The sequence below is a fragment of the Taibaiella chishuiensis genome (assembly GCF_003014535.1).
Taxonomy (GTDB): domain Bacteria; phylum Bacteroidota; class Bacteroidia; order Chitinophagales; family Chitinophagaceae; genus Taibaiella; species Taibaiella chishuiensis.
This window is the reverse complement of sequence record NZ_PYGD01000001.1, coordinates 1343834-1356705: the sequence shown is the minus strand read 5'-3', so window position 1 is coordinate 1356705 and position 12872 is coordinate 1343834. Positions and strand designations below refer to the sequence as shown.

8 protein-coding genes are annotated in these 12872 nt (G+C 52.7%); 5 read left to right on the top strand and 3 right to left on the bottom strand.

Annotated elements, in window-relative coordinates:
* Positions 1–49 precede the first annotated feature (49 nt).
* Both B0I18_RS05780 and recG read left to right on the top strand, forming a co-directional pair.
* Positions 50–1018: a KpsF/GutQ family sugar-phosphate isomerase gene (locus tag B0I18_RS05780; protein WP_106522052.1), complete on the top strand. Its 969-nt coding sequence runs from the start codon at positions 50–52 to the stop codon at positions 1016–1018.
* Positions 1019–1054: 36 nt separating this feature from the next.
* Positions 1055–3199 carry an ATP-dependent DNA helicase RecG gene (gene recG, locus B0I18_RS05775; RefSeq protein ID WP_342749496.1) on the top strand — a complete coding sequence of 715 codons (2145 nt, stop codon included), beginning with the start codon at positions 1055–1057 and terminating at the stop codon, positions 3197–3199.
* Positions 3200–3342: 143 nt separating this feature from the next.
* On the opposite strand, the gene B0I18_RS05770 is transcribed toward recG, so the two are convergent.
* Positions 3343–3996 (bottom strand): response regulator transcription factor, encoded by a 654-nt coding sequence (locus B0I18_RS05770; protein ID WP_106521682.1) that lies wholly within the window; start codon positions 3994–3996, stop codon positions 3343–3345.
* Positions 3997–4518: 522 nt separating this feature from the next.
* Here B0I18_RS05770 and B0I18_RS05765 point away from each other — a divergent pair.
* The 3 genes from B0I18_RS05765 (at position 4519) to B0I18_RS05755 (ending at position 11119) form a co-directional block, all read left to right on the top strand.
* Entirely contained in the window at positions 4519–7854 is a 3336-nt protein-coding gene (locus tag B0I18_RS05765; RefSeq protein WP_106521681.1) for an Ig-like domain-containing protein, read from the top strand.
* Between the two features lie 84 nt (positions 7855–7938).
* Positions 7939–9090: a T9SS type A sorting domain-containing protein gene (locus tag B0I18_RS05760; protein WP_106521680.1), complete on the top strand. Its 1152-nt coding sequence runs from the start codon at positions 7939–7941 to the stop codon at positions 9088–9090.
* A gap of 400 nt (positions 9091–9490) precedes the next feature.
* On the top strand, positions 9491–11119 hold the full coding sequence (locus B0I18_RS05755) for a hypothetical protein (RefSeq protein WP_106521679.1): 1629 nt from the start codon (positions 9491–9493) through the stop codon (positions 11117–11119).
* 68 nt (positions 11120–11187) lie between these two features.
* Here B0I18_RS05755 and B0I18_RS05750 read toward each other — a convergent pair whose 3' ends face one another.
* Both B0I18_RS05750 and B0I18_RS05745 read right to left on the bottom strand, forming a co-directional pair.
* Complete coding sequence (locus tag B0I18_RS05750) at positions 11188–11739, bottom strand: L,D-transpeptidase family protein (RefSeq protein WP_106521678.1); 552 nt, start codon at positions 11737–11739, stop codon at positions 11188–11190.
* On the bottom strand, positions 11736–12797 hold the full coding sequence (locus B0I18_RS05745) for a hypothetical protein (RefSeq protein WP_106521677.1): 1062 nt from the start codon (positions 12795–12797) through the stop codon (positions 11736–11738). The genes B0I18_RS05750 and B0I18_RS05745 overlap by 4 nt, the downstream gene beginning before the upstream one ends.
* Positions 12798–12872: the final 75 nt, after the last annotated feature.

The following is a 12872-nucleotide window of genomic DNA, read 5'->3' as shown; positions in this document are numbered from 1 at the left end:
GCTGCCGGGTAAACCGGTCTCAAGCCGTTTTTCATTTACCTTTGCAGCCATGTCTTACGATCTAAAAGCCATCAGCCAGTACGCGACTGACACTATACAGAATGAGATTACCGCCCTCCAGCGCATGAGCGGTTTCGTAAACGAAGACTTTATCCAATCGGTAATCCTGATGCACGAGGCCAAAGGCCGTGTCGTGATTACCGGTATCGGTAAAAGCGCCATTATCGCCCAGAAGATCGTGGCCACCATGAACTCTACCGGCACCCCTGCCCTGTTTATGCACGCCGCCGACGCCATACACGGCGACCTGGGCATGATCCAGCCCGACGATGTGGTGATCATTATCTCCAAAAGCGGCGAAAGCCCCGAGATCAAGGCGCTGTTGCCCTTCGTACGCAACTTCGGCAATAAAGTGATCGCCATCTGCGGTAATAAAGACGCTTACCTGGCTACCCATGCCGATTACTTTATCAATACCACGGTCGACAGCGAAGCCTGTCCCAATAACCTGGCGCCAACCACCAGTACCACCGCGCAATTGGTTATGGGCGATGCCCTGGCCGTATCGTTGCTGCGCCTCAAAGGATTTACCGACCGCGATTTTGCAAAATTCCATCCCGGCGGCGCACTGGGCAAGAGGTTATACCTGAAGGTAAGCGACCTCAGCAGCCGTAATGCAAAGCCTGTAGTGCCTGCCACTGCTTCGCTGCGCGAGATCATTATCGTGATCTCCGGCAACTTCCTGGGGGCAACCGCTGTGCAGGAAAACGACCAGCTCATAGGCATCATTACCGATGGCGACCTGCGCCGTATGCTGGAGAAAAACGAACAGCCGGCGCAACTGCAGGCCCGCGACATCTGCAGTATGCACCCCAAAACGATCGAAGAAAGCGAACTGGCCATACAGGCGCTCGAAATGATGCGCACCCACGATATTACCCAGCTTATTGTTACCGACCAGGGCCGCTACGCCGGCATGGTGCACCTGCACGACCTGATCCGGGAAGGGCTTATCTGATCATGAAACCTCCGGCATGTTTTCCGGAGGTTTCCTATTTTTGCCCGGTTCAAATTTTTTTTTGTTATCCTGCAGACTCCCAGCATACTCGATACCCCGATAGAATTCCTGAAAGGCGTAGGCCCCTTACGGGCCGAACTGCTGCGCAAGGAACTGGACATCGCTACCTATGGCGACCTGCTGCGACACTTCCCCTACCGCTACCTCGACAGCGCTACCGTACAGCATATCGGCGCCCTCTCGCCCGAGCAGGACTATGTGTTGCTGCAGGGCGCTGTGGTCAACCTGAGCGAAGAAGGGCAGGCATACCGGCGCAGGCTTACCGCCACCCTCTACGATAAGACGGGACGGGTAGAACTGGTATGGTTCCAGGGCATCAATTATATTTCGAAAAGCCTGCAACCCGGCGCTACCTATTCGGTGTTCGGCAAACTGACTTACTTTAACGGGCTGCCGACCATTACCCACCCCGAAATTGAGTTGTATAATGCGGCCCAGGTAAGCCAGGCCGGCAGCCTGCAACCCGTTTATTCCACTACCGAAAAGCTGCGTGCCAAAGGGCTAAGCAACCGGGCCTTTGCCAAGGTATTGCAATCGCTGCTCGAAAAACTGAAGCCCGGCGACATACCCGAGATACTGCCTGCAGAGCTGCGGCAACGTTACCAGCTTTATGGTCGTTACGATGCCTATATGCAGATTCATTTCCCGCAAAGCGAAACCCAGCGCAGGCAGGCAGAGCAACGGCTGAAGTGGGATGAACTGCTGCTGACCCAACTCCGCATCCTGAAATTAAAGATCAACCACCACCAGCAAAAAGGCTTTGTATTCGGTGTGGTAGGCGATCATTTCAATAATTTTTTCGGGCATCATTTACCCTTCCAGCTTACCAATGCGCAGAAGCGGGTACTGCGCGAAATAAGACAGGATACCTTTAACGGCGTACAGATGAACCGCCTGGTACAGGGCGATGTAGGCAGCGGCAAAACTATTGTAGCGCTTATGGCCATGCTGCTCGCGCTGGACAACGGCTTCCAGGCAAGCCTGATGGCGCCCACCGAAATACTGGCCCAGCAGCACTTCCAGGGCATCAAAGAATTGCTCGAACCCTTACAGGTACCCGTAGCCCTGCTTACCGGCACGGTGAAAGGCAAAGAACGCAAACAGGTGCTGGCCGGCCTGGCCAACGGCACATTGCCCATCGTGATCGGCACGCATGCCCTGGTCGAAAACACGGTGCAGTTCAGCAACCTGGGCCTGGCCATTATCGACGAGCAACACCGCTTCGGGGTGATGCAGCGCGCCAAGCTCTGGCAAAAAAATGTGTTTCCCCCTCATGTACTGGTGATGACCGCTACGCCTATACCGCGTACGCTGGCCATGACGGTATACGGCGATCTCGACGTATCGGTGATCGACGAACTGCCGCCCGGCCGTAAGCCCATTGAAACCATACACCGCAGCGAAAACTTCCGCCCCAAGGTGATGCAGTTCCTGAAAAGTGAAATTGAAAAGGGCCGGCAGATCTATATCGTTTACCCGCTGATCGAAGAGTCGGAAAAGCTGGACTACGAAAGCCTCAAAGCCGGGTACGAGCAGGTAAAGGCCTGGTTTCCGGACCCGAAGTACCGGGTAGCGATGGTGCATGGCAAACAGCCGCAGGACGAACGCGAACGCAATATGCAACGTTTCATATCGGGCGATGCGCATATGCTGGTCGCCACTACGGTGATCGAGGTGGGTGTAAATGTGCCGAATGCCTCGGTTATGGTTATTGAAAGCTCCGAACGCTTCGGCCTGTCGCAACTGCACCAGCTGCGCGGCCGTGTGGGCAGGGGCAGCGAAAAGAGTTATTGCATCCTGCTTACCGGGCATGAGCTGTCCAAGGAAAGCCGGCAGCGCATGCATATTATGACCCAAACCAGCGACGGCTTCGTGATTGCAGAAGAGGATCTGAAAATGAGGGGACCCGGCGATATCTATGGTACGCGCCAGAGCGGCGCACTCGATTTCAAGATCGCCGATATCGTACATGATGTGGAGATACTGGAAGAAACAAAAACCGCTGCGACCGAGATCCTTTATACCGATCCCTCGCTGGAACTGCCGCAGCACATAGCTTTGCGGGCAGGTCTCGAACAGGACAGGTCGGGTAAAGGCTTGCAGTGGAACAAGATCAGCTGATCTTTTTGCATCATCAATTTCCGTCGACAATAAAACAGCGCATAACATCAAAAAGCTGTATCCCGCCAGGAGCAAACATTACAGCCCGCGCAAGCCGATCGCGCACGGACCATTCAACCACGCCACACCTTACTGCAACGGCCTTATTTGTTATAGTGGATATCGGGAATATAAAGCCCCGATTGCATGGCAAATACGATCAGGTCGGAAGTACGTTTTACTTTAAGTTTATTCATCACATTGCGGTGATAATACTGTACGGTATGTACGCTCAGGTTCATATCATAGGCAATCTCCTTAATGGTAAAGCCACTGCATACTTTGTGCAACACTTCTTTCTCCCTCGGCGACAGGTGATAGACCACCTGCTCTTCGGTAAATACCGCGTCCAGCAGGTTTTTGCGCAGGTTTTCGCCGATATAGTTTTTATCCTCTATCACGGTAAGTATCGCTTCCATCAATTCATCGATCGATGTATTTTTCGACAGGAACCCGTCGGCCCCGGAGCGCAGGCTGTGCTTGATCGTCTGCACATCTGTAATCGACGAGAGTATAATCATCTTTACGCTTTTAGGTCCGTAGGAAGCCTTTAGTTTCTCGATAAATTCGATCCCATTAGTACCGGGCATCAGCAGGTCGGTAATAATAACATCGGGCAGGTTACCAGGGGTAGCCTGTACCAGGAAAGTATCAGCATCGGGATAAGTATACACCTCCTTTACGACGGGATTACGCAGCAAAAGTTTCTTCAACGATTCGGTAATAATCTGGTGGTCGTCTATAATACTGATTTTCATAATTGCTTTTTTAAGAAGTAACCCAACGATAATATTTTATGCCTCCTACCAAGCATCAAAATTAAATTAATATGCGATATACCCCGCAAAAAATTGGGGGGCCAGTTTATATTTTTTGCGGGTTGGACGAAAGGAAATAATCTTCATTTTTGTCTCGGTTTTAGAAGCGCGTTTTATTGTGCAGTTAAATAATATAATTATTTAATGTGCTGATACATACGCATTCATCTGGTTATTGGTTTGCTCCTCCATTCCTGGGGGAGCTTTTTTTTATTCTTATAAGTAGACAAAGAAACCGATAAAACTGTGGCTATTAGCTCTCTATAAAAATAGAACAGAATTATCAATTATCAAGACTCCTGATAGAGCACTCATTTTGCGAATATTTTATTAATTAGAAAAATTTCAGGTATGGTTTTTGGCACGAGGTAAAAAAAAGACACTACAACTTTTAATCTTAAAAACATCCCAAAAAAGAAACACACTAATTCTTCAATTTTCACACTTTTCAATTTTTAACCTATGAATGCAGATAAACTCCGCTTTGAGAGAAGCCGTTTCCTGTCCGCCCCACCCGATGCCCCCCTCCTTAAAAGGAATTTTTCAGGGGTATTCCGTAAAGCAACGCTGGGCCTGCTGCTCGCAGCAGGCGGCTTTCATTCCAATGCACAATGCGACCCGGCGGGCACAGCCAGCGGCAATTTTTCGTCGCTTGGTATCTTTCTCGGAAGTAATGTAACGAACCCCAGCGATGCACGCGATGGCGACCTGAGCACCTACGCCCTTTTCTGGCAAGGTTTTGGGGCCGGCTTTCTTTCTACCCATACGCTGACCGTAAATATGGTGGGCAATGGCAACCAGACCGACCAACTGTATGTAAAGGCCGAACTGAACGGCAGTATCATTTCCGCGAATATCTTCAGTAACCTTTCTGTGAAGTATTACTTTACCGACGGCACCACGGGAACAGCGAACATCGGTTCTTCGCTGGCAAGCTGGGGCCTTACCATTGGCGGTACCACAACGAACAACGGTCTTTATCTCGACGCTCCGGGCAAGCAATTCAGCAAAGTAGACATTGCATTTGTAAGCCCGGCCGCCGTAAGTATTTCCGGCGAACTGGTACGTGTTTATGAAGTAAAACGTGTACCCGCCCAACCCGCAGCACCGGCTGTAACCGGCAGCGGCACCACCATCAGCAACTGTTTCTCTACAGCTACTACTTATACCATTACCAATCCTTCATCCAGCCTGGTATACAAATGGTACAATGCCGGCACCGGCGGCACATTGCTGAGCACCGGCACCAGCTATACCACTTCTGCTACGCTGCCCAACGGCACCAACAACGTTTATGTGGAAGCTGTAGCGGCCAATAACTGCGCCTTCCCTACACAAAGAATATCCGCATCCCGTACCACGGCTTCGGTTACCGTTAGTATCTGTGACAGTGACGGCGATGGTGTAGCCAACAGCGCAGACCTGGATGCCGATAACGATGGCATACCGAACACACTCGAAGGTTACAATGCCTCCAACCCAGCTGCATCGCGTGATACAGATGGCGACGGCATCCCGGATTACCTGGACCTCGACAGCGATAACGACGGCATCAACGACGTACGCGAAGCCGGTGGCACCGATGCCAATGGCGACGGTAAAGCAGATGGCGCCGTATCTGCCAATGGCATTCCGGCAAGCGCAGGCGCCAACGGCCTTACCCCGATCGACAGCGATGGCGATGGCAAACCCAATGCCTACGACCTGGACAGCGATAACGACGGCATTTCCGACCTGAGGGAAAGCGGCAATACCGCCCTCGTGGACGCCAACAACGACGGCATAGTCGACGGTAATGTAGACACAGACAAAGACGGCATTATCGGCTCGGCCGACGGCGCACCCACTACCTGGGGCGATGCAAGCGACCCTGTACTTGCTGATACCGACGGCGACGGCGTTCCGAACATGCGGGATCTCGACAGCGATAACGATGGCATTACCGATGTGCGCGAAGCAGGTGGTACCGATGCCAATGGCGATGGCAAAGCCGATGGCGCTATAGCAGCCAACGGTATCCCGGCCACAGCCGGTAACGGCCTCGTAGTGGCCGACTCGGACGGCGACGGCGTGACCAACGAAAAAGACCTGGACAGCGATAACGACGGCCTCTCCGACCTGAAAGAAAATAACCCGGCCCTTGCCGATGCTAACAACGACGGTAAAGTAGACGGTACCGATCCTGATGGCGACGGTATCGTAGGTGGCGCCGATGGCGCACCCAATACCTGGGGCGATGCCAACGATCCTGCATTGCTCGACAGCGACAGCGATGGCATACCCAATATCAGGGACCTCGACAGCGATAACGATGGCGTGAATGACGTACGGGAAGCCGGTGGCACCGATGCCAACGGCGATGGTAAAGCCGATGGCGCTATAGCAGCCAACGGTATCCCGGCCACAGCGGGCAACGGCGGTCTGACCCCGCTCGATACCGATGGCGACGGCGTAAGCAACGATAAAGACCTCGATAGCGATAACGATGGCATTACCGACGTAAGGGAAAATGGCGGTACTGATGCCAATAACGATGGCAGGGCCGATGGTACTGACGCTGATGGCGACGGTATCATGTCCAGCGTTGACGGCGCACCCAATGCATGGGGCGATAGCAACGACCCTGTAGCGATAGACTCGGACGGCGATGGCCGCCCCGACTTCAGGGACCTCGACAGCGACAACGACGGTAAGAGCGACCTGGTTGAAAGCGGCAACGCTGCTGCTATAGCGGGCGACCTCAACAACGACGGTGTGATCGACTTCATCAATAACGACCCGGATGGCGACGGCGTACTGACACCGGCCGATGGTACAACTACCTGGGGTACCAATTCCCCCGCACCGGTAGATACCGATGGCGACGGCATACCGGATTATAAAGATCCGATTACCGGTACCAAAAAAGATATCGATGATACGCCGTATAAGAGCAAAGACACCAATGGCGACGGCAGGATCACCAGCGCCGATACCGGTGGTGGCACAGACAGCGACGGCGATGGCATACCTGATATTATCGATGCCGACAACAACAACTTCGGCGGTCTCGGATCCAATATCGGCATAAGCGCTAAAGCCTTCCTCCGTGGTGCATTCCAGGGCGCCCGTCATAAAGATGTAAGCGCAAACTGGTTGAATGTGCTGCAGCAATTTGCAACCAGCCAGCCTTACAATACCGCGGCCTTTGGCAACTATGCCGGCACCGAATCCGTACCGGCTTCGACCTTCACCTCCTCTTCGTCCAGCGAAGAAGATGTAGTGGACTGGGTACTGCTCGAACTGAAAAAAGCAGACGGCACCCTGGTAGACCGTCATGCCGCACTGATCCTGGAAAACGGTAACATAGTAGGAACCGATAAAGTAAGCCGCGTGTACTTCAAAGCACTGCCCGGCAGCTACCACCTCACGGTTCGTCACCGCAACCACCTGGGCTTAAGCACCGAGCTGATCACCCTGCCCGCTGCAGGCACCAGCTTCGACTTTAGCACGGCAACAGATGCTACCCTGTATGGCACCAGCGATGCCTATACCACTGTGAATGGCAAGGTATGCCTGATCGCAGGCAATGCAAACGGCAATGGTAACGTACGGTACAACAGTACAGCCAACGACCGCGACGCTATCCTGAATTATCTCGGCTTTAACGAGATCGGCTTTATTATGGGTGTGTATACGCCTGCAGACGTAAACCTCGATGGCAACGTACGCTACAATGGCGCTGCCAACGACCGTGACTTCCTGCTGGAAATGCTCAATTTCAATGAAATCGGCTTTATCTCGCAACAGATCAAATAAATAAAACCAACAAGGAACAGTGCTCCCGGGCACTGTTCCTTACACTTCCACTTTAAACTATTAAACTATAAATAATCAGATACGATGAAAAAAATCTTTTTATCCATTGCGGCCTTTTTACTCGTGCAGGTAAGCTTATTTGCCCAAAGCAATGTGCAGGCTACCCTGACCCCTGCCGCCTCCGGCCAGAACTACCAGACCGTTATCCGCCTGAAAAACAGCAGCGGCGCCGCCATTAGCGGCAATATCTCCAGCTTTACGGTAGGTATCCGCATCCAGGACCAGGGCGCCAATAACCCAACGCTTACCATTAGCGGCCTCAACGCCACGACGCCGAGCGGTCCTATCACCAATATTGCTCCTTCCGTAGTTAACGGCGGTTATGCTTACTACCTCGTAGCACCCAACTTCAGCAACTCTCCATTCCCTATGACCGCAGGCCAGGAGAAAGACCTGCTGGGTCTTGCGTTCCGCGGTTCCAACGGCACTACTGCCGTAATCCCTTCAGTAGAAATGATCAGCTTCCTGGGTGGTAACCCTCCGGGCACTCCTGCCCTTCCCAACTACCAGATGGAGTATTATGTATTTATCGGCGGCGACAGAACCGAAACCGCCAGCACCTTCTACGCATCGGCCAACTCCGTAGGCCTCAGCAACGCAGGCAACCCTAAAGTAGTAGGCCTGAACTCCGTGCCCCTGCCCATTACCTGGTTATCCTTTACTGCCGACAAAGCAGGCGACAAAGCCATGCTGAACTGGGCTACTGCAACCGAGCGCGGCAATACCGGCTTCGATGTAGAACGCAGCGCCGATGGTAAAACCTTTACCAAGATCGGTTTTGTAAGCACACAGGCGAACGAAGGCAACAGCACCGAAAAACTGGCTTACAGCTTTATCGACAGCAAACCCCTGAATGGTGTAAACCACTACCGCCTCAAACAAATCGATATCGACGGCAAATCCAGCCTGAGCGAAGTAAAAGCTGTAGCCTTTACCGCTGCTACCGCTATCGAAGTATACCCTAATCCTGTAAACGGCGCTATGGTACGTGTAAAAGGCAACAATATCAAAAACATCAGTGTGTTCAATATCAATGGCCAGCAGGCAACCGTACCTGTGCAATATGGTGCACTGGAAAATGAACTGCAGCTCTCCGGCCTGGCTTCGGGCAACTATGTATTGCGCGTAGCTACCGAGAGCGGTGTACAACACCTGAAACTGGTGGTACAGCACTAAGCAATATACCCGCTTAAATAATAAACGAGGGCTGCATGTAATCATGCAGCCCTCTTGTTATTTAGCCCCGAACCGTTTTGCCCACAGTACCTCATATTGTTTGCTGCAGGTAGATGTCTTACCCTGCCGTATGACTTAAGACCGGATAGATTTGTTAATTAGATTAAATTATAAAATTTACAATATGTACTATTTATTTCACATTCGCACTGTTTCACATTCTGCGCCCCTCTCCGGCATCAACTTTGCACCATTCTTATACGGGGCATGCCGATCCGCAAAAAAGAACGTACCGGCTTACCGGCCTGTCCACAAAGTCTAAACTAACCTCTGGGAACAGAGGAAACGGGGTAGACGAAACGGCGGCATCCGTCAACAAAAAACAAAAAACATCAATTTTATGAGCAAACAAATAACCGGCCTGTTTTTGTCCGTTTTATTACTCGCATACAGCGCGGGGGCCCAGGTAACCGTAAGCGGCACCGTATTCCACGATCCGGATGGCGGTCCTGTCAATCATAGCAGCAATGGTCCCAACACGGTACCGTCCGGCCTGTACGTCTACCAGCTTTCATCATATGCAGGCCAGGCCATGCAAATCAAAGCCCTGGCTCCTGTAAACACCGACGGCACGTATACGATAACGGCGCCGGCCATAATCACCTATAATTACATATGCATCAGCACTACCGTTGCACAGGTAGGACAGTTTGTACAGCCTGCCCTGCCTGCGGGCTGGGTATTTACCGGTAACAATTATCCCAATGGCCTGTATCCGCTCGGCTTTAGCAATATCGGCACGCCATCGAATGGCAGCACACTCAGCGATGTGAACTTTGGCATCGAGCAATTGCCGCAGGCCGACCATAAAACCTTTGCGATCAGCACTGCCGCACTCGGTAATAATGCACCGGCAGGCGGTTTCCCGGCGGTGACCATTTCCGGTATACCCTACAACTGGATCGCCATGAACACCCCCGCACTTACCGGTTACCCCACCGGCGGCAGCCTGAGCGGATCCGATCCTGAAGATTGTGCCGCCGCCTCCTCCTGCAACCTGAACCGTAATTTCGTGATTGCCACCATAGGTGTCAATACAGCACTTTACTACAATTTTGGCGGCACCACCGGTATCAGGGCCGTTGTAGCCCAGGACACGCTGAAGCAATTTGACCCGGGCAAACTAATGATGTATATGGCAGGTAATGCTACGGGCATGTCGTTTACTTACCGGCTCCAGGATGCGGCCGGTAAAAACAGTGCCCCGGCTACCTATACGGTAACGGCCGCATTACCCCTGTCTGTAAAGGCTTACCTGCGGGGAGCTTGGGGCGGCACGCGCCATAAAGACGTTACTCCCGCCTGGGCAAGCGTGCTCAGTGCCAACGCTTTGACGCAACCCTACAATACTGCTGCGTTCGGCAATTATGCAGGCACGGAATCGGTTACTGCCGCCACCTTTACCGCTTCCCCATCTGATGACAACGACATTGTGGACTGGGTACTGCTCGAATTGAAAAAAGCGGACGGCTCCCTGGTAGACAGGCATGCGGCGTTCATCCTGGAAAACGGTAATGTAGTGGGTACGGATAAAGTAAGCCCCGTTTACTTCAAAGCGCCGCCCGGCAGCTACCATCTTACCATCCGTCACCGCAACCACCTGGGCCTGAGCACCGAACTGATCACCCTGCCTGCTGCAGGCGCAGGCTTCGACTTCAGCACGGCAACAGATGCTACCCTGTTTGGTACCAGCGATGCCTATACTACTGCAAATGGCAAAGTATGCCTGATCGCGGGTAATGCCAACAGCAATGGCAACGTACGTTATAACAGCACCGCCAACGATCGCGATGCCATACTGGCTTACCTCGGTTTCGACGAGGTGGGTTATAACCAACAGGTATATACGCCTGCAGACGTAAACCTCGACGGCAATGTACGCTATAACGGACTCGGCAACGATCGCGACTTCCTGCTCGAAATGCTTGGCTTCAACGAAATCGGTTTTGTCGCCGAACAGGTTAAATAATAAAACGAAAAGGAATAAGGGACGGCTCCGGCGCCGTCCCTTATTCCTTTATACTCCATAGCCTGCAATTACTTCCGGATCTCTATGGTAGCGCCCAGCGTCGTATGTTCATACAACTGATCCATTTCGGCATCGGTCAGGGCAATACAACCATTGGTCCAGTCTTTCCAGCGGTGAAACTTACCGATATACCCCTGCCCGTTTTTCAGGCTGTGTATTTTAATATCGCCGCCGGCAGGCTTACCCAGTTGCCGGGCCCGGGCCATATCATCCGCATTCGGGTAAGAAATGCCCAGGTTGCGATGGTAGCCGCTGTTGGGGTTCCTGTCGTTAATGGTATAGATACCTTCGGGTGTTTTCTGATCGCCTTCGTACTGCTTGGCGCCCACAGGCTGTTTGCCGATCGCTACCCGGTAGGTAACCACCAGGCGACCCTGGGCATAAGCTTCCAGTTTATGGGCCGCCTTGTATACGACGATCCTGTCGACCAGGACGCCGTCCGGTATCTTAGCCGAAGGTATTACGTAATAGATCAATAAAGCGCCGATGGCGGCTATTAGCGCAAGGGCTATGCTGCGCACCAGCCTGGTGTGTACAGGCTTCTTACTGTTTGTCGTCATAGGTTATGCTGTAGGTCCGGGTTGCCGTTGCTGTTTTGTTTCCTGCGCCATTGTTCCGCCTTCTTGCCTACCCACCAGAACGACAGGGCCAGTATGGCAAAGAACAGGCCTTTGTTGGTATGATCCCAGAAGTATTCGAAATAGCGGGTATAGATATTGAGCAACAGGAACAGCAGGCATATATCGCGCAAGGTATTGTCTTTGCTGCGTATGGCATACCAGAGCAGGCCGCCCAGTAAGGCCGTAAACAACAGCGCCCAATACCAGAGCCGCCCCTGGCGCATGGCCAGCCAGCTTTCGAAACTGCCGTTGTTGCCGAAAATGGAAAGGGTCCAGGCCGCGGTAAGGAACATTAGTAAACCGCAGATATAAGTGGGCCGGAAGAAGATACGCAGGGAGCCGGCATGTTTCAACAGCAGCGAAAGCAACCATACCAGCGCGCCAAACAGGGTCATATTGAGCGCATAGTTCATACCGAGGAAATAGGCACTGCCGGCGCTCCAGCTATAGGTTTGCGCACCCCACCAACCGCAAAGGCACAGCAGAGCCGTGATCCAGAGCAGGTATCCCCGCAGCAGCACGGCCAGCCCGCCATAACAAACTGCAGCGATGAATAATACCGGCGCATAATTGCCCCCCATATAACCGACGCTGCGCCCCAGGTAGGCCAGGGCTACAGCCAGGCTCATAACCACTGTTACCGACAGCGCTTCGTTAGCCGCTACCGCTTCGGGATGCCGCTGCCGGCGCCGGCGCGACATATAAACCAGCGCCAGGGTAAGCACCAGGAAGCACAGCCCCACGATCAGTTCGGAAAAACCAAATTGGCGGCGCAACAGTTCTATCCATTTTTCGTCCATTACCAGGGCGCCAAAAGCCAGCAAGCCGCAGGACACTGCCGCAATAAAAGCGTACACCGAAAGCACACCGGCATTGTCCTCGCGTACCGTATAACCGTTACGCAGCCGCTGTGCCGTGGCCTCGTCGACCACCCCCTCCTGAAGCCATTGGCCGATCGCCTGATCCAGCACCTGGCTCTCCTTTTTGTCCACTACCATACCGTAAAGATAGATGATGTAATAATTCCGTTAACAGGGATAACAGAAATAGAGAAGAAACGTTTTGTTTTTTGA